A 20,016-nucleotide genomic window follows, 5' to 3' on the forward strand; every position below is an offset into this window, starting at 1 on the left:
ACTTGGGAATGCTGGACATTGGGTTTCATCGATTCAGTAAAGCGAAGGATCGGATTTGCAGAGACGAAGAGTCTCGGGCTTTCCGACCCGTGTATTGCCGACCTGTTCGGCATTCGCTCCACGGCTAGCGGCGTCAATGTTGGCGGCATGGCGGCGCTCTATATTCCAGCCGTCTTGCAGGGCGTCCGGTTGATCTCTCAGAATGTCGGTTCTCTTCCGGTTAAGCTCTATCGGGAAACGGCAGACGCAAAGGAAGCGGCCAAGGATCATTCCGCTTATCGCATCGTCCATCGTCGCGCGAATGCGTGGACCGGCCCGATTTGGCTTCGCTCCCAACTGACTGCCGATGCCCTTATTTACGGCAATGGCTTCGCGCGCGTCGTTCGCTACCCGGATGGACGCCCCTTTGAATTTGTGTATCTGAAGCCGGGCACCGTTTCTGTTTTCGAAGATACACCCGCCGCCCCGCCTGTCTATCGTGTCGCGGAAGACGGCAGCACCCGCGAATATCCCCATACCGAAATTCTTCATATCCAATCCTTCCTTGGCCGCTCCCCTGCATCATTCGGGCGTGAGGCAATCGGCCTCACGGCGATCCTTGAGAAGCACGGCGCGACGTTCTTCTCTTCCGGCGCGAAGCCTTCGGGCGTGATCTCGAATGAGAAGCCACAAGGCGGCGAGGCTGGCGCGACGACCATTGCCAACATTCGCAAGAGCTTCCGGGAATGGCTTCGCGGCGGCACGTCCGACCCGCTCATTCTGGATAGCGGCTGGAAATACGAGTCTCCGGCCCTGACCTCGACCGACGCGCAGTTTCTCGAAAACCGCATTTTCCAGATTTCCGATGTTGCCCGTGTCTTTGGCGTTCCGCCGACGATGCTCTTCGATCTTTCTAAGGCGACATGGTCGAATAGCGAGCAGATGGGCGCGCAGTTCCTCCAGCTTGGCCTTCGTCCTTGGCTGGACACTTGGACGGAAGCGCTCGCTACCGTTCTTCTGACAGAAGACGAACAGGACGACCATTACTTCGAATTCGTCACCGACGACCTTATGCGCGCGGACGCGGCCAGCCGCACGGCGAACATGACGGCGCTTGTTGCCGCCCGTGTCCTTACCCCGAACGAAGCCCGCGCCATCCTCAATCTTCCGCCGCTCCCCGGTGGCGACGAACTTATCAACCCCCACACGACCAGTAGCGCCGCGCCTGTCCAAACTTTGGACACAGCCCCGGAAAGGGAAACCGCATGAGCGAGCATCGCGCATTCTTTGGCGACGGCCAGAAAACCTTTGCCTTCCCGACCCTCGAAATCATCCGTGAGCTTGAAGCCGCAACAGGTCACGCAATCGGCGCACTTCACAACCGATTCCGGTTCGAAACGTTCGCCCTTTCCGACATTGAGCATGTCGTGCGGCTTGGCCTTATCGGTGGCGGCACCGCGCCAGCCGACGCAGCGCGCCTTGTTTCCTTCTATCTCGTTGGCCGCCCGATCCGCGAAAATATGGAACTTGCCAGCGACGTTATCTCTGCCCTGTTCTACGGCACAGAAGCCATCAATGACGCGCTTGAACAGGTGCCGGAATGAACCCGGTAGAACTGGCCGCGTCTCTCCTGAACTCCGGCGTATCGTCAGCGGTTCGCGCTGCCGCACGCGCCGTCATCGCCGCCGACCTCGACATAAAGCTGTTTCGGGATCCCGAACCGCATGCTGAAGACTTGCTACCGCGCAGCGTTTTCGGTGGCGGATTTGCCCGCGCGTGGATGCAGAAAACGCGGCTCGAACCGCTCATGCAGCCCTTGCGGGCAAAGTATGAGAGGGCCGTCGCGGAACTGCGAGCAGCACTGGCAGAGGTGCCCGTATGACCGACACCTGCACCCTCGAAATCAAGGCCGAAGTCTCCATTGACGACGCTGGCACCGTGACAGGCATCGCATGGCCTTTCGGCAAGCCGGACAGCTATGGCGACCTCATCGAGCCGACCGCGTTCAAGTTCGCGTCCGAAGTTCCGATGCTCATGGAGCACGAACAGCGGCAGGTCGTCGGCATCTGGAACGGCTACGCGATCACCGACAAGGGGCTTGAGGTGAAAGGCCGCTTGTTTGTGGAAGGCGTCGAGCCTGCCCGGCAGGCCCGCCGCTTCATGAAGGCGCGCGTCATGTCGGGCCTTTCGATTGGTTATCGCCTTCACGAACACAAGGCCCGCCCGGAAGGCGGGCGTGTCCTGACCGATCTCACCATCACCGAAATTTCCCTTTGCCGTCGCCCGGTTCACCCGGACGCCAGCGCCGAAGTCAAATCCATCATCGAAGGAAACAGCATGGAAAACGAACTAAAGAATGAGCCGGAAGTGAAGTCCGATCCGGTTGCCAGCGCCGAAGAGGTGAAGGCCCTCAAGGACGAAATCGCCACGATCAAGGCGAAAATGAACCGCCGCCCCGCCGCCGCCAACAACAATCACCCGGAGGCCACCAACGACAACAGCGAGCGCAAGGCGTTTGAAAACTTCCTCCGCCGCGGCGTGGAACGTATCACCCCGGATGAAGTGAAGGCTCTCACGGTCTCCACCGACGCCAACGGTGGATACCTGGCCCCGGAAGAATTCGGCAGCGAGCTTATCAAGCTTCTGTCCGAATACTCCCCGGTTCGCCAATATGCGCGCGTCGTTTCGATCTCGGCACCGGAAATCAAGTATCCGCGCCGCGTGTCCGGCACTGCCGCAACGTGGGTTGGCGAAACCGAAGATCGCACCGAAAGCGGTATGACCTTCGAACAGGTCACGCTGACCCCGTTCGAACTGGCGACCTTCACGGACGTTTCGAACCAGCTTCTCGAAGACAATGCCTACGGTCTCGAAGGCGAGCTTATCGCCGACTACGCCGAAAGCTTCGGCAGGACAGAAGGTCTCGCATTCGTCAAGGGAACCGGCACCGGCCAGCCGAAAGGCATCATGGTTGCCACCGGCATTAAGGAAGTGAAGACCGGCATTGCCGCCGACTTCCCGACCACGAACCCGGCAGACGTGCTTATCGGCATGTATCATGAGCTTGCCACCACCCACGCCGCCAACGGCGCATGGCTCATGAACCGCAAGACCCTTGGCGTTATCCGCCGTTGGAAGGACAGCACCGGCCGCTACCTCGTGCTTGATCCGATCACCGCAGGCGGGGCTTCCACCCTGCTTGGCCGTCCGATTGTCGAAATGCCCGACATGGACGACATCGGCGCAGGCAAGTTCCCGATCCTGTTCGGTGATCTCACCGGCTACCGGATCGTTGATCGCGTTGGCCTTTCGACGCTTCGCGACCCCTACACGCTCGCAGGCAAGGGGCAGGTTCGCTTCCACGCCCGCAAGCGCGTCGGCGCAGACGTGACGCACCCTGACCGTTTCGTGAAGCTGAGGATCGCCGCCTAACATGAACAAGCGGCGCGCTTACGAAGAAATCACCATCGCGCACGGCGGCAACGCCGTGACGCTTCGGCCTTCCTTGCGCGCCGCTACTATCCTTGAAGATCGTCACGGTCTCCCGGCACTGGTTCGGGCGCTGGACGACCTTAATCTTACGACCATTTCCGAAATCATTCTGGTCTCCGAATGCAGCGGCAACCAGAATGCAGCGGCCTTCCTTTCTTCACTTCGCGGAAGGCCGCTTTCCCCATTCTTCGACGCCGTGCAACAGCCGCTGGCCGACCTCGTTTCCATGTTCATTCCGGCACCCGATCCTAAGGCGAAGCACAAGCCGACGACCGGCAAGCCCGTGACATGGGCCGAACTCTTCGCCGCCCTTTATGATCGTGCGACCGGCTTCCTTGGCTGGACGCCCGAACAGGCATGGAACGCCACGCCGACCGAAATCGACCGGGCTTACACCGCCCATGTCGATTACCTTGTTTTTACTGGCGTTCTCAAACGGGACCATAAGGAAACCGCCCCGAATGTGGACGCCGAAGCCCTGTCCGAACTTCTCAAGTCCGACGATCTCGACCCAGAATTTGACCGTGATGGCCTCCACGCCCTCAAGGGTCAAACGAGGATCACATGAATCTTCCACCCTGTATTTGTGCGTGCGGCGCAATTGTCCCGCACGGCGAGCTTTGTAATTGCCAGCGGCGTGCCAAACAGGAACGGAACACCCGCCACGACGCCCGCCGTCCTTCCGCCCGCGCACGCGGCTATAACCATGAATGGCGCAAGGCCCGTGTCGAATACCTTCAGGCACACCCGTTTTGCCGTATGTGTGCACGTCCCGCTTCGGTGGTGGATCATGTCATCCCTCATCGTGGCGACAAGCGCCTCTTCTGGCACCGGGCGAACTGGCAACCACTCTGCCAGCCTTGCCACGATAGCGTGAAGCAGCGGCAAGAGCGCGGCCTGTCATGACGCCCGCAACTATCCTTGAACATGACGGTATCAGCCAGCCCATCACCGAATGGGCGCTCGACTACGGTATCACCCCGGCCATCATCCTCGCCCGCCTTGAGCGTGGCATGGGTGATGCTGATGCCATCACCATGCCTATGCGGACAGGCTTTCGCGGCCAGCGCCTCAACAGCCCTGACATGGAAGCATTCATCCAGAGCAATGTAACGCGAAAGCGCCGCCCACGTGCACCGGGGGTGTCTTCCAACTTGCAGGCCCTTGAGGGGACCGGCGCGGGGAGCACCGCGCAAGAGACACCGAATTTAGAGTTTTCACAGGAAGCAGCCGAATGAGCATCACGCCCGAACTCGCAAAGCAGCACATGAAGGTGGACGGCACCGACGAAGATGCATTGATCATGCTCTACATCGAAGCCGCCGAACAGTATGTCGCGAACTACATCGGCAAGCCGCTGGCCGACCTCGACCCGCTCCCGGCCGATCTCAAGTTGGCAATCCTCCGGCTTGTCGCCTTCTATTATGAGGTGCGCAACATCGCCACCTTCGGCGTTTCCATGCAGCTTGCGCCCCAGAACGTCGCGTCGATCCTCGATAGCTACCGTGAAAGTTGGTTCACCGATGGCGAGTAAGGACGGCCTTGACGACCTCATGAGCGCCTTTGATCGAGTGAAGGCAGCACCCCGGAAGAGCATCAACAAGGCGCTCATGTCGTCGGCGGAAGAACTCGCCTCGATGCAACGCCATCTTGCGCCCGATGATCCGGCCACCAGCGCGCCCGACCTGAAGACCTCAATCGCCGTCACTGGCCCCGGCGAGACGACGCCCCCGTATAGCCAGCCGGGCGGCTCCCGCGTGGCAAGGGAGAATGAGGTGATCGTGACCGCTGGCAATACCCACGTTCGCTATCCGCACCTTGTCGAATACGGGACCAGTAAGGCCGAAGCGCAGCCGTTTTTCTGGCCTGCCGTTCGCCTTCTCCGCAAACGCCTTCAGCAACGCATTGACCGTGCCGGACGTAAGGCCGTCCGGGACGCATGGAAAGGATAATCCGTGGAACCCATCCTTGCCCTTCAGACCGCCATTCGCACCCGGCTTCTCAGCAAGCCGGAAGTGACGGCCCTTGTCCCTGCCGATCATATCCGCGCCGGTTCCACCCGCCCGGACAAGACGCCGTGCATCACCATGAGCGACGGCACCACGACCTTGCACGGCAACGACTATACCAGCCAGAGCGCCGCATGGGTCTACCTCGACCTTCATATCTGGACGCTGGATGCCGGGCAGGACGCTGCCAAGGAAATCACCGGCACCGTTGCCGCCGCCCTGTCCAAATACAATCTGCCAATCGACGGCGGCTATTGCGACCACTTCAAGGTGACTGGCACCCGGTTCCCGCGAGACCCGGACCCTGCTTATGGTCATGGCGTCTTGTCCGTCGAAGCCCTTATTCGGTGGATCGCCTGACATGCTCAACATCGGGAACATGGATCGCCGCATCACCATCGACCGGCAAACCGAAACCGTGAAGCCGTCCGGCGACGTGGTGAAGGCATGGGCGACCGTTGCCGTGGTTTGGGCCGAAGTGCTTCAGCAGACGGCGGCGGAATTCTTCACCGGATATGGCGAGGCAGAGACCGGCACCATGATTTTCCGTGTCCGGTATCGTCCTGGCATCACGACCGCCGACCGCGTGACCTATGGCGGCCAGAGCTACGGCCTCAAGGAAATCAAGGAACTCGGCAGGCACGAAGCCCTTGAGCTTCGCGGCGAGGTGATCAAGTGACACACCTTCGCGGCGTGAAGCCCGCCGCCCAGCCCGCCGCCGACCCGCTGAAGAAAGCACCGCCAGCGCCGAAGCACTTTTCGGAATACGCCCGTGCGGAATGGAAGCGGATTATCCCGGACGTGATTGCCCGTGGCATCGTCACGAAGGCCGACCTTGGCGGCATCGAAGAGCTTTGTATGACGCGCGGCCTTGCCCGTGAACTGGAAACGAAGCTTCGCGACCCGGCAACCGGCGATATCGATCCGAAGATGGCCCGCCTTCAGGACAAGGCAATCCAGACGGCCCGCCAGCTTGCGGCAGAGTTTGGCTTGTCGCCGGTCTCCCGTGCGCGTGTCGCCAGTGGCGCACCCGCCGACGATGACGATGACAACCCGCTTGCCATCGGCAGGAACCGCCCGGTTGTCTAAGAGCGCGTTCCCCGAATGGCTTATCGACGGCAGCACCATTCCCGACCCGTTCGGGTATGGACAGGACGCCGTTAATTTCATTCGGGCGCTGAAGCACCCGGCCAGCACAGCGCCGAAGGGCCGCTTTCAGCTTTACGATTTTCAGGAACGCATGACGCGCCGCATCTATGGCCCCCGCAACCCGGATGGCTCCCGGATCGTGCGCACCGTCTTTCTCATGCTGCCGCGTGGCAACCGCAAGACCAGTATTGCCGCAGCATGGGCGTTGCTTCACACCATCGGCCCGGAAGCCCGCCCGGCTGGACAGGCGATCTTTGCCGCATCCGACCGCGAACAGGCTGGCATTGGCTTTAAGGAAGCGGCGAACATCGTGCGCGAAGATCGCCGGCTTGTGGCCGCGACCCGCATTTACGACGCTCACAATTCGGCAAAGAAGATCATTTGCAAGCCAAACAAGGCGGAGTTGCTCGCCGTATCTAGCGATGGCGCGGCACAGCACGGCAAGACGCCTTCCTTTGTGCTTGTCGATGAAATCCACGCTTGGAAGGGCCGCGACCTCTGGGAAGCGCTGAAGTCCGGCATGGCGAAGGTTCCCGACACGCTCATGATCATCGCCACGACTGCCGGGCGTGGACAGGAGAATATCGGTTTTGAGCTTTACGACTACGCCCGGAAGGTTGCGACCGGCGACATTGACGACCCTGCATTTCTGCCGATCATCTTCGAAGCGGACCCCGGCGACGACTGGCGCGATGAAGTCGTTTGGCACAAGACCAATCCCGGCCTGAAGCATGGCTTCCCCGACCTTGGCGGCTTGCGCACCATGGCACGGGAAGCAGAGCACCGCCCCGCCGAACGGTTTGCGTTCCAGCAATTCCATTTGAATGTGTGGATGGCGGCAACCCGTGATCCCCTGTTTGATATGGCCGTCTATGACGCCGGGCGTGATCCGAACTTTGACCTTGCCGACCTCGAAAGCCTGCCGTGCTGGCTTGGCGTGGACCTGTCCCGCTCCGGCGACCTGACCGCCATCGTCGGCGCGTGGAAACACCATGACGGGCGCGTGTCCGTCCACCCGTGGTTCTTCCTGCCTTCCGATGGCCTTGAGGAAAAGGCCAAGGTTGAACAGGTTCCCTATCCCCGGTGGCGCGACGATGGCCTCTTGAACGCCATTGACGGGCCGGTGATCGAACCGGACGCCATCGCGGATCATATCATTGACCTTTGCGGACGCTTTGACGTGCAAGAGGTGGTCTTTGACCCGTCGCTTGCCGGGCCGATCATGCACAAGCTCATGGATCACGGCGTCAACGTCCTTCAGGTCCGACAGACACCCGTGAACATGCACGGTCCGATTTGCGACCTTGAGCGCATCGTGAACGGCAAGCGCATCCGGCACGACGATCACCCCATTCTCCGCAACCACTTCGAAAGCGTCGTGGTGAAGCGGGCCGCGAACGCCGGGGAGCTTGTCACCATGCACAAGGGAACCCGCCACAGCAACCATATCGACGGCGCTATTGCGTCGGCGCTGGCCGTGTCCCGTGCCGCCGCCAACGACAACCGCCGATCCATTTTCGACCTCGACCCCGACGAATTCGACAGGCTTCAGGCTGAAGCCGAAGCAGCATAGGAGCCTAGCAGATGGCAGACGACGAACAGCGCCTTTTGGTCTCGTTTGAGGCTCGCCTGACAAAATTTGAACGCGACCTTGAGCGCGGCAAGAACCGGACGCGCCGCGACTTCGCCCAGATGAAGAAGGACGCCGAAAACGCCGGCTCCGGTATCGAGAAGGCAATGGGTAACGCCATGAAGACCATGGGTGCCTTCAGCAAGGGGCTGGCCGGTGGTGTCATCGGAGGGCTGGCAATTGGTGGGCTGGATGCTATCATTGGCCGTGTCGCCGACCTCATTAAAGGCGTTGCGAACATCGGTTCGGAAGCGAAGCGCGCCGGTCTGTCCAATCGCACCTTCCAAGAGCTTTCCCATGTCGCGAACCAAGCGCGCATCCCGGTTGACGCCCTTGTAGACGGTATGAAGGAGCTTGCCCTTCGCGCCGACGAATTCGTTATCGCCGGGAAGGGTAGCGCCGCCGACGCCTTCGCGCGCCTTGGCTATAGCGCCACGGAACTCAAGCGCAAGCTGGCCGATCCGAACGAACTGCTTATCGAAATTATTGGCCGCCTTCAGCAATTCGACAGGGCGGCGCAAATCCGCATTGCCGACGAACTGTTCGGTGGCACGGGCGGCGAGCGTTTCGTGGAACTGATTAGCCAAGGTGCCGAAGGTATCCGGCAGGCGATCAAGGAAGCGCACGACCTCGGCCTTGTCCTTGACGATGACGTTATCCAGCGCGCCGACGAAATCGACCGGAAGTTTTCGAAAATCGCCACGACGGTTAGCACAAACCTGAAAGCCGCAATTGTCGATATCGTTTCCGACATGGACGATTGGCTCGACAGGTTCAACCGTCTTGAGGAACAGACTACCCGCAACGTGCAAACCGCCCTTGTTGACAAGTATCAGGAGCTTGCCGACGCGAAGGCGAAGCTTGCCGACCTTGAGCAATTGAACGTCGCCTATCCCGGTTCGGAAGATACCAACATCGACCGCCAGAAGCAGGCGATTGAGGAATTGACGAACGACGCCCTGAAGCTTCGCGACATCCTCGACCGGCGCAACGGCTATTCCGAGAACTTTATCTACAAGACCGGCGAGGAAGCGCGCGGCGCCAAGCCTCCGCTCGACAACCTGAATAATGCCCTGTCCGGCACCGATACCGCAGCCGGGAAGGCCGTAGCTAATATCAAAAACTTCGGTGACGCCATCCGCGCGCTGAAGAACGAAGCCCCGGAACTGGCGAAGTCGTTGGAAGACCTCGGCAAGAAAGCCCAGATCGAAGCTATCTACCAGTCCGCCGTTTCCCGTGCGCAGGGTCAGCGAGAAATCGCCCTGGCTAACGAGATGCGCGGCAAGGCGCTAGCGTCTCACAACATCAAGAGCGCGACCGACGATCCCACGACCTACCTTTCTTCCGTGCTCGCATCCGACAAGGGGCGTAGTCACATTGACGGTATGGCGACGGCGTTTTCGCAGAAGCTGGCGAAGATGATTGCCAGCATGCCCGACGACCTGAAGGGCAGCGTCACCATCAATTCCGGCTATCGCACCGTTGAGCGGCAGGCGGAGCTTTGGGCGGCGGCACTCAAGAAATACGGCTCGCCCGAAGCCGCCCGGAAGTGGGTGGCACCGCCCGGACGCTCGCAGCACAACAAGGGTAACGCCGCCGATCTCGGCTTTGCCAATGACGGCGCGCAACAGTGGGTGCACCAAAACGCCGGACAGTTTGGTTTGCGTTTCCGAATGTCGCACGAAAACTGGCATATTGAGGACGCCGACGCCTTCAAGGCCGACCGTGCTGACGAAATCCAGCGCATGACAGACGCGGCAATGCGGCAGGCTGAAGCTTATAGCCAGATCACACAAGGCGCGCAGCAATACACAAGCGCGCAGCAGATGGAGCAACAGGCCATCGGCATGACCGCCCGGCAGGCGGCGGCGCTTCGCTACGAGCAGGAAATGCTCAATGAGGCTATCAGGGCTGGTATTCAGCTTTCGCCCCAGCAGCGCGCCGAAATTCAGCAATATGCGCAGGGGATGGCGCAGGCGGAAGACTCAACCGAACGCCTTCGCCAGAAGCAGGAGGAAAACCAAGAGGCTGCACGGTTCTTCGGCCAGATGACGACCGATGCCCTGACCGGCATTATCACCGGGACCATGACCGCCGAAGAAGCGCTTCAGCAGATGCTGCAATCGCTGATCAAGGTCACATTGCAGGCCGTCTTGATGGGCGAAGGCCCGCTTGCCGGTTTGTTTGGCGGCTCCGGTGGCAAAGAAGGCAAGGATGGGGGTGTGGGCTTTGGTGGCCTCTTCGGCAGTCTGTTCGGGATGCTGTTCGGCTTCGCGGAAGGTGGGGAGGTGCGCGGCCCCGGCACGGGCACCAGCGATAGCATCCCGGCGCGGCTCTCCAACGGCGAGTTTGTCGTGAACGCCAAGGCCACCCGGAAGAACCGGGGCGTGCTTGAGGCGATTAACAGTGGTAACGTGGCTTCCTTCGCCAGCGGCGGCTATGTGGGCCAGCCGATGCTTTCCACGCCCGATATCGGCAGCAGCGCGAGCACCGCCCCGGTGCAAGCGATTTCCATTTCGGCACCTGTCACTGTGAACACGAACGGCGGCGGAACGCCCGAACAAAACCAAGACCTCGCAAAGCGCATGGCAAAGCAGATGGAAGACACCATGCGTGGCGTGGTGGCTGACGAGATGCGCCGCCAGACGAGACCGGGGAATTTCGCAAACAGCCGAAGCCGATAGCAGAATACAAAACACCCGGCGCATCTGACCTCGCCGGGTGTTTGTGAAGACAATTGCCGCTGTTGCTGCAACTTCTCCCCGTTATAGCAGTCTTAAAATCAGATGCATGAGAAATATTTTCCAATTACTCAAATAAAATCCACTACGGCGAATCTGCCTCTGTTATAATTCTCGCCAGAAAAGCAGCATCTGACTTTATCCTGCTTCCTGAATAGGCTGGCATAGCCGCCGATGATTTCACGCCATACAGTCAGATGCGGCAGGAGTGGGCTCCGCTGGTAACTTGCGACCCACAAGGTTCGTTGCAATCGTCAAACTGGTTTGATGGACCTACGCCAGCCAACCCTGCAACGGTTGGGAAGTCCGACATAAAAGCGCACAGTCTGACCCGCGCTTACCTTTAGCAAGGTTGTCGAGTTTGGTATGTCTCCCCCGATGGACCCGTTATATGGGCGTCGTGCGGCCTCAGAGGAAGAACATAGTTCTTTTTCGCCGGACAGGACTCTGCCTAGAGCAATGCGGATAGGACACTTGCCAATAGGCCCTATGTCTTATCTCTGCGCTAGGTAAAGTTATGTCCGCATTCCTAGAGGAAGTTTATAGGGTTAAGGACGTTTGGAGGCGCGCATGCAGGAAGAGAAGCCCTAAGCCGCTTCCAGAATCCCCCCGCCCCAAAAACTCGCCGCCCTCATTTTCCCACGGCAGCCGATTTCCCTACCGCTATAGCAGGATGTGCGCGAAAGCGCGGCCTCACTGTTCGGTTAGTAGGGAAGCGGCACATGGCAATCTCTCCGGTATTCCGTGAAGAGTATAACGCTCGGCAGCAGAAGCGTGCTGCAAAAGAAAAAGCCGAAGCTGATGCCGCCGGCTTGACCGTAGCGCAGCTTCGCGACCGTAACGACGCCCTGGCCCGGCAGAAATGGCAGCGCCGCACCCAAGCCGCCTATCATCGCGCGAAGGGCGATGCCGCCCTTGCCAAGCGAAACGCCCGGATCGAACAGGAAAGCACCAACCGGATGAAGGAAAACAAGGCGTTCGGGCGCTTCTAACTACTCTAGCTTAAACATAAGTAAGTGCTTACGTATTTTAAGTATTTGTTTTATAACGATTAATTTGCGTCTTCCTCTAGACGCTTGAATCAAATCAGCTTAGGCGTAGGCACGGCAACACGTTACAAGGACACCGACATGCCTCTGAAAAATTCCAGCTTCATTCCGAGCAGTATGTATGACCGCCTGACGGTGGGCCTCGCTGCCGATATCGCAGCGCTTACCCCGGAAGTTGATGGCAGCATCGCTCATAAAGTCGCGGAAGTGCTGTCCCGCTACGGCCTGTATCCTGACGACATGATGCGCCAGATCATTGACGATATAGCTGATAGCGGCGCGCAGCAGCTTGAGGAAGGCAGTCCGGCGATTGTGCGACCAGCGGCCTAGCGCTGAAATTTACAGTTGACTTCCTACGGTTACGGTTACATAAACACCGACACTACAACGGAGTGACGACGGATGGCGCTTAGCAACGCGGAAAAGGTTCGAGCCTACCGGGAACGCCAGAAGGCGAAACGGCAGGAAGATCGGAAGCAGGCCGAGGATTCGCATTGGTATGTCCAGGGCGATATCCAGAGCTACCTAAACGATCACCCGGATTGGTCGGAATTCGAGCTTCCGCTTGACTTGATGGGGCTTGATACGCCGACCTTTCAAGACGGCACGCCGAAGACTGCTTCTGATCTGGTGATCGATCCAGAGGACCCGAACAATGCCGCCCTCTTCAAGGCGATGGGGAGGGCAGACGTATTCGTTGGCCTCTTGCTTGAAGCCGCTACGGTTCTCGCCCGGCGCGTCAACGAATTTAAGCTGACGGAAATCGGCGACCGTATTCACGAAATCGAAGCCGCTGAGTTGACCGACCCGGCGGCGAAGAAACAGGCCCTCAATGACATTGTGCGGCTTACGAAGATGCAGGACCAGCTTTCAAAGCAGGTTCGCATAACCCTTCCGCAATGGAAGGTGACGGGCGAGTAATCGCTAGAGTGCCCACCGGAAGCGGCTGCAACCGCCCCGGCAGGATTGAAATGCCGACTACCAAATCAACATTCAAAGGTCTCAAAGGGCCAGAAAGGTTTATACCATGTCGAAGACCGATAAGGAACTGTTTCATGACTACATGACGTCGAAGGAGATCGGCGACGGGGAAGCTGATAACTACACCCTGTATTTCACCGGCTTCGAATGCTTCGGCATTGATGAGATGTTTCGCGATGTCATGAACAGCATCATGAGTGCCGAACCCGAACCCGTCGAAGAACTTGATCTTCTAATGCAGGAGTTAAGCGGGGCACTTCAAAACATCGTTCGCGTCAGGAACGGCTTCCTCGCTTACAAGGCTCAGCAGGACGCCGCGTAGTCGTTATCAACAGGCCCGCCCCACGGCGGGCCTTTCTCGTTTCAGGAGCTACCATGCAAGATCGATCAAACGGCCTGCCGTGGACAGAAGCCGACGAGGCGTTCATTCACAAGGTCAGCGGCTTTATCCAAGAGGGGCTTGCAAACGCACGCTCGCTGCCAGCAGAAGAATGGGAGCTTGTTCCGGTCTCCCGGCGAGCCGACGAACTCGCCAGCGCGATTTTCTTCGCTTTTGAGAACCGGCGCAAAGGCTCGCATTTACGCTCCGTCACTTAGACAAGACGGCGTGAACCTTCGGGAAACGCTTCATGGCGGCGTCAATGAGCTTTTTGTAATCGACGTGCTTTTCGGCAGGGCGCACGTCGAACGTATTCCGGGTGTTCATCGTGGTGATCTTTTCGTTGCCCATCATAACCTCATCCTATCAAGTGAGATTAGCATTCGTGCATGCTGCCGTCCATCGTCGGCAATCCCGGCTTGCTGGGGCCAGACGCAAGGATAGCAGCTGCGACCTTAAAGAGAGTGTCTTCTCCGAAACCTCTCGGTTGAGGCAGAAAAGACGGATCAGTATCCCGAAGCTTCGCCAGCCAATCCGTCTTCGAATTTCGGCCATGTTTTAAGTGATTTGCAAGACACCGTGCTGATTCGAGATCAGGAGACGGCCCATAGCCTTGACTAGCGCAGTAGCGCGCGAGCTTGACATGATCAGCCTGCTTACCCTCAATCCCCATCCACTGAGCTACGGAATCTTCCCAAAAGTGGTAAAGTGCAATCACGAAAGCTTTGCGAACTTCAAACAAGGCAGAATGCACATCACTTATTTGAGCTTCATATACCCTAGATTGATCCCACAGTAAGTATCCATCCTCGTCATATTCTCCTATCCAATCTCCACCATTTCTCAATGATTCTTCATAGTTGGCGAGAGCAACGTTCGTTCGTTCGATTTCCTCTTCGAGCGAATTGCGCGCCGCCTTATAACCTTTTTCAAGCGTTCGAAGGCCGTGCTCAAATCTATAGCTACGAAAATAAAATTCTAGATTGACCATCGCTCGCCTAGATGTTGCTTCTTGATCCGCTCTCATACTACGCTATCATCGACTTATTGGGTGGAGAAGACGCGTATGAGCGACGATTCAAAAAAATACATATACAAGTATGCATCTCCCAGCAATATTGAACACATATTTTCTATTTCTGAATCCGCAACCATAAAATTTTCACTTCCATCCGATTTCAATGATCCATTCGAGCTATTTTTAACTATTGACTTTAATAGAGATCCAGACGAACTGGCATTTTATCTTGACCTTATTGGAGATGGATTGCAGTTCCCAACGACATGCTTCTCCATATCTCCTGTTATTGTTCCAATGTGGGCACATTATGCACAGAACAGTCAAGGTTTTGTTATAGAATTTTCAGAGCAGAAGTTGAGAGATCTTTTTCCAAACGCCCGGTTTGGAGATGTGAACTATTCTGATGTTCCAATTAAAGACCTCTCCGAAATTCTCATGCGAGCTCACCAGATTAAGAAGTTTCGCTACGTTATGTGGCTGCGACAAGCGATCTTTGATTCCGCCTACTTCACGAAAACGCTTTGTTGGAGCTATGAACTTGAGCGCCGGATGGTCGTTGAACATGACGCTGTGAGAACGGCTGGCAAATTGATGCTTCTGGATATCCCGCATGAAGCAGTGACGGCCATAATATGTGGCCCGAAAGCATCCGTTGAAACAGCGGAAAGCCTAAAGCAAATTTCAAGCGATTTTGGATGTAAATATTTTGAGTTGCGCATGGGTAAAAGCTCCGCAACACCATACATGGTCGATCAACAGGGAAACCCCTTTGTCGCTGACAAAGGCGAGATATGCGAAGCCGAGTATGAATGTGAAGAGTGTCGTGAGCCTACTAGTGAGGGGACTTACCGTTGCTCATGGTGCGAAATTGATGATGACACTCGTGAGCGGGCAGCGGGCAACAACTCGTTTAGATTATTGGATCGCCTCGGATTGCTCGAAGAGTATGTCCGAAACTTCCGATAGATCGCCATGGCACCCATGTGGAGCATCCACAAGGCTGTAACACTTAGCCCTCACTAATGTTCTATAAGCGTCTGATTTTATTGAATAATATAGCCATGGCTGGGGCGCCAGGATTCGAACCTGGGAATGCCGGTACCAAAAACCGGTGCCTTACCGCTTGGCGACGCCCCACCATGGCGGGAGCCTGATAGCAAAGGGCGGGCGGGCGGACAATGCTTAAGTTCCGGTTTGTGCGATTATTCTCGCCGGGATCCTCTTGATTCGTCGGCGATCGGCAGGCTTCGCGCTTGGCAGGCGGACAAGGCGGGGCTAGGGTCCGGTCGATAGATCGTCCTTTCGGCGGCAGGTCGCCCGGTCATTCGGGATTGTGAGACTGCCGCTTCCTCACGAGGAGCCGCCATGTCCAAGTTCCGCGCCCGCCCGCCGGCCGTGCCGACCATTCTTCTCGACGATGCGGTGGTGCGTGTCACGCGCTGGGATTTCGAGCCGGGCGCCGATACCGGCCATCATGTGCACGGGCTCGGCTATGTCGTTGTGCCGATGACCGATTGCGACTTCCTGATCGAGGAGGAGACGGGCGAGCGGCGGGTGCACAGCAAGGCCGGCGCCGTCTACCGGCGCGAGGCCGGCGTGGCGCACAATGTCGTCAATGGCGGCGATACGCCGATGAGCTTCATCGAAATCGAATACAAGTGACCACCGTGCCTATCTCCAACCAAGACGACAGCCGGGAACCCCCGCATTTCAATCTCGAGTTCAAGCCGGCCTATGGCGAGGCGGTGCCGGTTGCCGCGCGTGTCGAGCGCGTTACCGTCAACAATCCGAGCCCCTTCACCTTTCACGGCACGAACAGCTACATCGTCGGCGATCGGTCGGTCGCGGTGATCGACCCCGGCCCGGAGGACGAGGCGCATTTCCAGGCGCTGATGACGGCGCTTGCCGGCCGCGAGGTGACGCATATCGCCGTCAGCCACACCCACCGCGACCATTCTCCCCTCGCCCGCCGGCTGAAGGCGGAGACCGGCGCGATTGTCGTTGCGGAAGGCCCGCACCGGGCGTCCCGGCCGCTCCATGCCGGCGAGAGCAATCCCTTCGCAGAGAGCTCGGACGTTGACTTCGTACCGGACCTTGCACTTGCCCATGGCGACCGGGTGGAGGGTGACGGCTGGGCGCTGACGGCGCTGCTGACGCCCGGCCACACCGCAAACCATGCCGCCTTCGCCCTCGACGGGCCGGAGGGCATCGTGTTTTCCGCCGACCATGTCATGGCTTGGGCGACCAGCATCGTGGCGCCGCCGGACGGGGCCATGGCGGATTACATGGCGTCGCTCGATCGCCTGCTGGAGCGGGACGACCGCCTCTATTTTCCCGGCCATGGCGGGCCGGTGACCGAGCCGGCCGCGTTCCTGCGTGGCCTGCGCACCCATCGGCGCATGCGCGAGCGGGCGGTGCGCGAACGTATTCGCTCCGGCGACCGGCTGATCGCCGACATGGTGAAGGTGATCTACCGCGAAACCGACCCCCGCCTGCATGGCGCGGCAGCACTTTCGGTGCTGGCGCATCTGGAGGATCTGGTCGCGCGCGGCGAAGTGGTGACCGAGGGACCGCCCTCGCTGACGGGATTGTATTTTCCCGCACCCGGCCTCTGATCAATCGCCCGCGATGCCGAGCAGCTCGGCGTCGAGCGCCTTCAGGTAACCTTCGACAAGAGACGCACCGATGCCCAGGTCGTGCGGCCCGTAGCGCGAGGCCGCGCGCATGTCGACAAGTGTCGTCTCGGCCTCTTCGCGCAGGCGGATGACCACGTCGAAGCGGAAGCCGAAGATCGGCGAGCGCCATTCCCCCTGCAGGAGAACATCGCCGGCACCGCCGACAGAGGGGATCAGCGGCGTTTCGAGCGGGCGCGCTTCGGGGATCGGTACCTCGCCCAATGCCTCGGCGCCCTGCGTTACCTTCTTCGGATCGACCACGAGGTCTTCGAGATCGGCGAGGATGTTATCGAGCCCGTCCTCGGCGGTAATCGTGATGCCATAGGCGGTGGCGACCTTGCGCACGCCCTGATAGACGCGGTCGAGCGCGCCCTCGTAGCGCCGGCCGGAGAGACCGGGATAGGCGTCGAGCTGCACCTCGCGGTCGCGCGGCGTGATTGTGCCGAGGCGCGGCAGCCAATCCTGCGCGGCAGAAGGTTGAGACAACCAGGGCGGCGGCGATACCGTATCGGTCGTCACGTCGTAGATCGCCGGCTTGTAGAAATAGGCATAGGCGGCAGCTCCCGTCACGCCGAGTGGCAGCAACGCAAACAGCAGCGCCGCAAGGGCGGCCTTGCCGCCGCGCGCGCCGACATGCCAGAGGCGGGCGAGCCCGGTCGCCGCCAGCAGCACGGCAAGCCCGGCCATCACTGCGGCAAACCCTGCCAGTGCAAGGAAATGCGGCGTCGTCAGCGGGCCGAATCGGTGCGACAGCACGACGGCAACGAACAGCACGCAGGACAGCAGCGCCATGCGCCGCGCCCAATACGCCGCATACGAAACAGGCCGTTCATACTGGATCGTGATCGCCATGGCCTCACCGGATGCGTCTGCCGTCACTTCTCCCTAACGCAGGGCGACGGGTTTTTCCATGGGCGTTGCGTGGGTGGCTTTCCTTTGAGGTCGCGCCACGCGCACGAAGGGGCGCGTGCGATACGGTTCCTGAACAGATTCTTTCGCCGCGAGATCGAGCAGTTCATTAACAGGCAATAGAGACGCCATTACCAAGACGCTGGACGCCCCATTGAGCCGGACGGGCTTCGGCCAAGCGGCATGAATCGAAACGCTGGCAGGATCTGGACGACGCAACGGCTGCGCGCTGGCTTTGGGGCTGCATCCGCTACCGTTCATCAGCGCGGGAGGACGTCGAGCAATTCGGGCGGCATGACGAGCGTCAGCACAAAACCATGGTATTGAACCTCGTCTCCAGGCCGGATGGGAGGCGTCCGCATGAAAGGAACCGACCAATGCAATCCGAAAACCCGCCGAACAGCTTCGTGGTCACTGAACAGACGCTCGACAGAGCGGCGGTCTCGGCACTGGTTGCCCGCAATATCCCGGTGACGCTGCAGCGGTGCAATCTCGAAGAGGCCGACCTGTCACGCCTCGCTTTCACGGGATGGACCTTCGATGCCTGCCGGTTGACGCGCGCGAAGTTCACCGGGGCGACGCTGACCGAGAGCCGTTGGTCGAGCTGCCGTGGCCCCTTTGCCGACTTCACCGGAGCGAATCTATCGGAGTCCGAAATCGCGGGATGCGACTTCAACAATGGCGGCTTTCGCGGCGTGATCTTGACCTCCTCGTCTTTGAAGCGCTGCAAGTTGACCGGTGCAAATTTCGCGGAAGCCCGAACACTTGGCTGCGACTTCGAGGAGGTCATCTTCGCCGATGCGCGCCTGCCGGGTTTTTCCTTCTGCAAATTGCACCTGAAGCACCTCGACTTCAGCGGCGCCGATGTTTCCCGTTGCGATTTCCGCGAGGCCGTTTTCGAGGCTTGCAGCCTTCGTGAAGCGCATCTGGTCGACAGCCGGTTCGATGGCGCCGACCTGCGCGGCGCTGACCTTGGCGGCGTGCGTCTGAACAATGCCAAACAGTTCAAGGGCGCGGTCATTTCGCGGGCACAGGCGGCCGACTTGCTCTCCGAACTCGGTTTGAAAGTTCTCTGATCTCAAGGGCCGGCGCAGCAGACGTCGACAGTCGTCGTATCGTATGGAACTCAGTCCAAAATAGGCGTTGACCGGCTCCGTTTCTCCCGCCTGCGACGCGAATTTCCTTGCGTGCCGCAAATTTGCCACGCTCGTTAACGAACGTTCACAAACGGGGGTAGTAAAGGAGCAAGACGATGTTGCCGACGCAGACGGTCGCCGAGACACCTGCCGCCATTCCGGCTGGAGAACCCGCCCTTCCCCTGGAGCTTCTGGAACTCGAACTCTCGCTCGATGGCTTTTCCGGCGACGATACCGGTTTTACCGAGGCCGTGCGTACGGCGGCCGGTCAGGTCGGCGGCGATTTCCTGTTCGACCTGCCGGCCTCGGGCCTGGCGGAGGACTGCCGGCGCATCGCGGCGCTGCGCGTGCCGAAGGGCGAAGACGGTGCGCTTGCCGTGGTTTTCGCGTTGCTCGATGCGGAAGGTGCCTCCATCCGGGTGGAAAATCCGGATGAGAAGACCAAGGACCTGAAGCGTTTCGCGGACGCCTTCATCGACGTTCTGCAACGCATCTGAGGACTTGCGGCGCGGCGCGGACAGGCCTATCCAAGGCGCGCAACAGTTTGCCGGAGTTCGCATGTCCAAGATGCTGATTCGCCTTGCCGTCCTCGCCACCACCGCCCTCCTGCTTGCCGGCTGCCAGACAGCCGCAGAGGTGCGCGCCAACGACGAGAACAAATGCCGCTCCTACGGTTTTCGCGCGGGCACGGATGCGTTTGCCGAGTGCTTGCAACGCATCGATCTCGACCGACGCGCGGATTTCCGCTCAGCCCGGGTGAACGATCCGTTCTGGGGTGGGCCGACCTATATCTACGTGCGTGACCGGCGCCGCTGAACGCGACGCCTGACTTTTTGCGGACCTTGGCACCGCCGAGCGCGGCGCCT

General features: G+C 59.4%; 28 protein-coding genes and 1 tRNA gene. 25 read left to right on the forward strand and 4 right to left on the reverse strand.

Going from position 1 to position 20,016, the window contains the following annotated elements; all coding sequences use genetic code 11:
* The first annotated feature begins 18 nt into the window (after nt 1-18).
* From AC1RT2_RS07375 to AC1RT2_RS07465, 19 genes are all read left to right on the forward strand, one after another.
* Nucleotides 19-1,248, forward strand: a complete 1,230-nt coding sequence (locus tag AC1RT2_RS07375; protein ID WP_493100744.1) for a phage portal protein — start codon at nt 19-21, stop codon at nt 1,246-1,248.
* Nucleotides 1,245-1,583 (forward strand): gene transfer agent family protein, encoded by a 339-nt coding sequence (locus AC1RT2_RS07380; RefSeq protein WP_493100746.1) that lies wholly within the window; start codon nt 1,245-1,247, stop codon nt 1,581-1,583. Before AC1RT2_RS07375 ends, AC1RT2_RS07380 begins: the two co-directional genes overlap by 4 nt.
* Complete coding sequence (locus AC1RT2_RS07385; RefSeq protein ID WP_493100748.1) at nt 1,580-1,861, forward strand: hypothetical protein; 282 nt, start codon at nt 1,580-1,582, stop codon at nt 1,859-1,861. Before AC1RT2_RS07380 ends, AC1RT2_RS07385 begins: the two co-directional genes overlap by 4 nt.
* The gene (locus AC1RT2_RS07390; RefSeq protein WP_493100750.1) at nt 1,858-3,411 is read left to right on the forward strand and encodes a phage major capsid protein; all 1,554 of its coding nucleotides are present in this window, start codon (nt 1,858-1,860) and stop codon (nt 3,409-3,411) included. Before AC1RT2_RS07385 ends, AC1RT2_RS07390 begins: the two co-directional genes overlap by 4 nt.
* Nucleotide 3,412: 1 nt before the next feature.
* Nucleotides 3,413-4,039, forward strand: coding sequence for a hypothetical protein (locus AC1RT2_RS07395; protein WP_493100752.1), 627 nt, complete (start codon nt 3,413-3,415; stop codon nt 4,037-4,039).
* A gap of 191 nt (nt 4,040-4,230) precedes the next feature.
* On the forward strand, nt 4,231-4,377 hold the full coding sequence (locus tag AC1RT2_RS07400; RefSeq protein WP_493101257.1) for an HNH endonuclease signature motif containing protein: 147 nt from the start codon (nt 4,231-4,233) through the stop codon (nt 4,375-4,377).
* Nucleotides 4,374-4,709 (forward strand): hypothetical protein, encoded by a 336-nt coding sequence (locus AC1RT2_RS07405; protein WP_493100754.1) that lies wholly within the window; start codon nt 4,374-4,376, stop codon nt 4,707-4,709. The genes AC1RT2_RS07400 and AC1RT2_RS07405 overlap by 4 nt, the downstream gene beginning before the upstream one ends.
* Nucleotides 4,706-5,005, forward strand: coding sequence for a head-tail connector protein (locus AC1RT2_RS07410; protein ID WP_493100756.1), 300 nt, complete (start codon nt 4,706-4,708; stop codon nt 5,003-5,005). The genes AC1RT2_RS07405 and AC1RT2_RS07410 overlap by 4 nt, the downstream gene beginning before the upstream one ends.
* Nucleotides 4,995-5,423, forward strand: a complete 429-nt coding sequence (locus AC1RT2_RS07415; protein WP_493100757.1) for an HK97-gp10 family putative phage morphogenesis protein — start codon at nt 4,995-4,997, stop codon at nt 5,421-5,423. The genes AC1RT2_RS07410 and AC1RT2_RS07415 overlap by 11 nt, the downstream gene beginning before the upstream one ends.
* Nucleotides 5,424-5,426: 3 nt before the next feature.
* Entirely contained in the window at nt 5,427-5,840 is a 414-nt protein-coding gene (locus AC1RT2_RS07420; RefSeq protein ID WP_493100758.1) for a DUF3168 domain-containing protein, read from the forward strand.
* A gap of 1 nt (nt 5,841) precedes the next feature.
* Nucleotides 5,842-6,159: a phage head closure protein gene (locus tag AC1RT2_RS07425; protein WP_493100759.1), complete on the forward strand. Its 318-nt coding sequence runs from the start codon at nt 5,842-5,844 to the stop codon at nt 6,157-6,159.
* A complete protein-coding gene (locus tag AC1RT2_RS07430; RefSeq protein ID WP_493100760.1) occupies nt 6,156-6,569 on the forward strand; it encodes a P27 family phage terminase small subunit in 414 nt (137 codons plus the stop codon). The genes AC1RT2_RS07425 and AC1RT2_RS07430 overlap by 4 nt, the downstream gene beginning before the upstream one ends.
* A complete protein-coding gene (locus tag AC1RT2_RS07435) occupies nt 6,562-8,202 on the forward strand; it encodes a terminase large subunit (protein ID WP_493100762.1) in 1,641 nt (546 codons plus the stop codon). Before AC1RT2_RS07430 ends, AC1RT2_RS07435 begins: the two co-directional genes overlap by 8 nt.
* Nucleotides 8,203-8,213: 11 nt before the next feature.
* Nucleotides 8,214-10,943 (forward strand): D-alanyl-D-alanine carboxypeptidase family protein, encoded by a 2,730-nt coding sequence (locus AC1RT2_RS07440; protein ID WP_493100764.1) that lies wholly within the window; start codon nt 8,214-8,216, stop codon nt 10,941-10,943.
* Nucleotides 10,944-11,722: 779 nt separating this feature from the next.
* Nucleotides 11,723-11,992, forward strand: coding sequence for a hypothetical protein (locus AC1RT2_RS07445; RefSeq protein WP_493100766.1), 270 nt, complete (start codon nt 11,723-11,725; stop codon nt 11,990-11,992).
* Nucleotides 11,993-12,130: 138 nt separating this feature from the next.
* Nucleotides 12,131-12,379 (forward strand): hypothetical protein, encoded by a 249-nt coding sequence (locus AC1RT2_RS07450; RefSeq protein ID WP_493100768.1) that lies wholly within the window; start codon nt 12,131-12,133, stop codon nt 12,377-12,379.
* A gap of 72 nt (nt 12,380-12,451) precedes the next feature.
* Nucleotides 12,452-12,970 (forward strand): hypothetical protein, encoded by a 519-nt coding sequence (locus AC1RT2_RS07455; RefSeq protein ID WP_493100770.1) that lies wholly within the window; start codon nt 12,452-12,454, stop codon nt 12,968-12,970.
* 106 nt (nt 12,971-13,076) lie between these two features.
* Nucleotides 13,077-13,352, forward strand: a complete 276-nt coding sequence (locus tag AC1RT2_RS07460; protein WP_493100772.1) for a hypothetical protein — start codon at nt 13,077-13,079, stop codon at nt 13,350-13,352.
* Between the two features lie 53 nt (nt 13,353-13,405).
* Nucleotides 13,406-13,627 (forward strand): hypothetical protein, encoded by a 222-nt coding sequence (locus tag AC1RT2_RS07465; RefSeq protein WP_493100774.1) that lies wholly within the window; start codon nt 13,406-13,408, stop codon nt 13,625-13,627.
* Here AC1RT2_RS07465 and AC1RT2_RS07470 read toward each other — a convergent pair.
* Both AC1RT2_RS07470 and AC1RT2_RS07475 read right to left on the reverse strand, forming a co-directional pair.
* Nucleotides 13,620-13,763 (reverse strand): hypothetical protein, encoded by a 144-nt coding sequence (locus tag AC1RT2_RS07470; protein WP_493100776.1) that lies wholly within the window; start codon nt 13,761-13,763, stop codon nt 13,620-13,622. The two genes, AC1RT2_RS07465 and AC1RT2_RS07470, sit on opposite strands and share 8 nt — an antisense overlap.
* Before the next feature lie 22 nt (nt 13,764-13,785).
* Nucleotides 13,786-14,400 (reverse strand): hypothetical protein, encoded by a 615-nt coding sequence (locus AC1RT2_RS07475; RefSeq protein WP_493100778.1) that lies wholly within the window; start codon nt 14,398-14,400, stop codon nt 13,786-13,788.
* A gap of 75 nt (nt 14,401-14,475) precedes the next feature.
* Between AC1RT2_RS07475 and AC1RT2_RS07480 the strand changes: the two genes are divergently transcribed.
* Nucleotides 14,476-15,396, forward strand: coding sequence for a DUF2971 domain-containing protein (locus AC1RT2_RS07480; protein WP_493100780.1), 921 nt, complete (start codon nt 14,476-14,478; stop codon nt 15,394-15,396).
* Between the two features lie 96 nt (nt 15,397-15,492).
* Here the strand turns inward: AC1RT2_RS07480 and AC1RT2_RS07485 are convergent.
* Nucleotides 15,493-15,567 (reverse strand) — tRNA-Gln (locus AC1RT2_RS07485).
* A 228-nt stretch (nt 15,568-15,795) separates the two neighbouring features.
* Between AC1RT2_RS07485 and AC1RT2_RS07490 the strand changes: the two genes are divergently transcribed.
* Together AC1RT2_RS07490 and AC1RT2_RS07495 are read left to right on the forward strand one after the other, a co-directional pair.
* A complete protein-coding gene (locus AC1RT2_RS07490; protein ID WP_069059529.1) occupies nt 15,796-16,092 on the forward strand; it encodes a cupin domain-containing protein in 297 nt (98 codons plus the stop codon).
* Nucleotides 16,093-16,103: 11 nt separating this feature from the next.
* Nucleotides 16,104-17,045 carry an MBL fold metallo-hydrolase gene (locus AC1RT2_RS07495; RefSeq protein ID WP_493101259.1) on the forward strand — a complete coding sequence of 314 codons (942 nt, stop codon included), beginning with the start codon at nt 16,104-16,106 and terminating at the stop codon, nt 17,043-17,045.
* Here the strand turns inward: AC1RT2_RS07495 and AC1RT2_RS07500 are convergent, their stop codons facing one another.
* Nucleotides 17,046-17,951 carry a DUF1499 domain-containing protein gene (locus AC1RT2_RS07500; protein ID WP_493101261.1) on the reverse strand — a complete coding sequence of 302 codons (906 nt, stop codon included), beginning with the start codon at nt 17,949-17,951 and terminating at the stop codon, nt 17,046-17,048. It abuts the gene before it with no gap.
* A 440-nt stretch (nt 17,952-18,391) separates the two neighbouring features.
* On the opposite strand from AC1RT2_RS07500, the gene AC1RT2_RS07505 reads away from it, so the two are divergent.
* The 3 genes from AC1RT2_RS07505 (at nt 18,392) to AC1RT2_RS07515 (ending at nt 19,966) form a co-directional block, all read left to right on the forward strand.
* Nucleotides 18,392-19,090 (forward strand): pentapeptide repeat-containing protein, encoded by a 699-nt coding sequence (locus AC1RT2_RS07505; RefSeq protein WP_493100782.1) that lies wholly within the window; start codon nt 18,392-18,394, stop codon nt 19,088-19,090.
* A gap of 176 nt (nt 19,091-19,266) precedes the next feature.
* Nucleotides 19,267-19,647 carry a hypothetical protein gene (locus AC1RT2_RS07510; protein WP_493100784.1) on the forward strand — a complete coding sequence of 127 codons (381 nt, stop codon included), beginning with the start codon at nt 19,267-19,269 and terminating at the stop codon, nt 19,645-19,647.
* 61 nt (nt 19,648-19,708) lie between these two features.
* On the forward strand, nt 19,709-19,966 hold the full coding sequence (locus tag AC1RT2_RS07515) for a hypothetical protein (RefSeq protein WP_150129921.1): 258 nt from the start codon (nt 19,709-19,711) through the stop codon (nt 19,964-19,966).
* The last annotated feature ends 50 nt before the right edge of the window (nt 19,967-20,016 follow it).

The organism is Shinella sp. GW821-FHT11G07, from assembly GCF_058808115.1.

Coding starts and splice junctions, on each gene's coding strand:
- AC1RT2_RS07510 (WP_493100784.1), top strand. CDS start 19,267: ATGTTGCCGACGCAGACGGTCGCCGAGACACCTGCCGCCATTCCGGCT.
- AC1RT2_RS07405 (WP_493100754.1), top strand. CDS start 4,374: ATGACGCCCGCAACTATCCTTGAACATGACGGTATCAGCCAGCCCATC.
- AC1RT2_RS07385 (WP_493100748.1), top strand. CDS start 1,580: ATGAACCCGGTAGAACTGGCCGCGTCTCTCCTGAACTCCGGCGTATCG.
- AC1RT2_RS07395 (WP_493100752.1), top strand. CDS start 3,413: ATGAACAAGCGGCGCGCTTACGAAGAAATCACCATCGCGCACGGCGGC.
- AC1RT2_RS07490 (WP_069059529.1), top strand. CDS start 15,796: ATGTCCAAGTTCCGCGCCCGCCCGCCGGCCGTGCCGACCATTCTTCTC.
- AC1RT2_RS07410 (WP_493100756.1), top strand. CDS start 4,706: ATGAGCATCACGCCCGAACTCGCAAAGCAGCACATGAAGGTGGACGGC.
- AC1RT2_RS07390 (WP_493100750.1), top strand. CDS start 1,858: ATGACCGACACCTGCACCCTCGAAATCAAGGCCGAAGTCTCCATTGAC.
- AC1RT2_RS07465 (WP_493100774.1), top strand. CDS start 13,406: ATGCAAGATCGATCAAACGGCCTGCCGTGGACAGAAGCCGACGAGGCG.
- AC1RT2_RS07450 (WP_493100768.1), top strand. CDS start 12,131: ATGCCTCTGAAAAATTCCAGCTTCATTCCGAGCAGTATGTATGACCGC.
- AC1RT2_RS07380 (WP_493100746.1), top strand. CDS start 1,245: ATGAGCGAGCATCGCGCATTCTTTGGCGACGGCCAGAAAACCTTTGCC.
- AC1RT2_RS07460 (WP_493100772.1), top strand. CDS start 13,077: ATGTCGAAGACCGATAAGGAACTGTTTCATGACTACATGACGTCGAAG.
- AC1RT2_RS07440 (WP_493100764.1), top strand. CDS start 8,214: ATGGCAGACGACGAACAGCGCCTTTTGGTCTCGTTTGAGGCTCGCCTG.
- AC1RT2_RS07480 (WP_493100780.1), top strand. CDS start 14,476: ATGAGCGACGATTCAAAAAAATACATATACAAGTATGCATCTCCCAGC.
- AC1RT2_RS07415 (WP_493100757.1), top strand. CDS start 4,995: ATGGCGAGTAAGGACGGCCTTGACGACCTCATGAGCGCCTTTGATCGA.
- AC1RT2_RS07455 (WP_493100770.1), top strand. CDS start 12,452: ATGGCGCTTAGCAACGCGGAAAAGGTTCGAGCCTACCGGGAACGCCAG.
- AC1RT2_RS07515 (WP_150129921.1), top strand. CDS start 19,709: ATGTCCAAGATGCTGATTCGCCTTGCCGTCCTCGCCACCACCGCCCTC.
- AC1RT2_RS07400 (WP_493101257.1), top strand. CDS start 4,231: ATGTGTGCACGTCCCGCTTCGGTGGTGGATCATGTCATCCCTCATCGT.
- AC1RT2_RS07425 (WP_493100759.1), top strand. CDS start 5,842: ATGCTCAACATCGGGAACATGGATCGCCGCATCACCATCGACCGGCAA.
- AC1RT2_RS07470 (WP_493100776.1), bottom strand. CDS start 13,763: ATGATGGGCAACGAAAAGATCACCACGATGAACACCCGGAATACGTTC.
- AC1RT2_RS07475 (WP_493100778.1), bottom strand. CDS start 14,400: ATGGTCAATCTAGAATTTTATTTTCGTAGCTATAGATTTGAGCACGGC.
- AC1RT2_RS07505 (WP_493100782.1), top strand. CDS start 18,392: ATGCAATCCGAAAACCCGCCGAACAGCTTCGTGGTCACTGAACAGACG.
- AC1RT2_RS07445 (WP_493100766.1), top strand. CDS start 11,723: ATGGCAATCTCTCCGGTATTCCGTGAAGAGTATAACGCTCGGCAGCAG.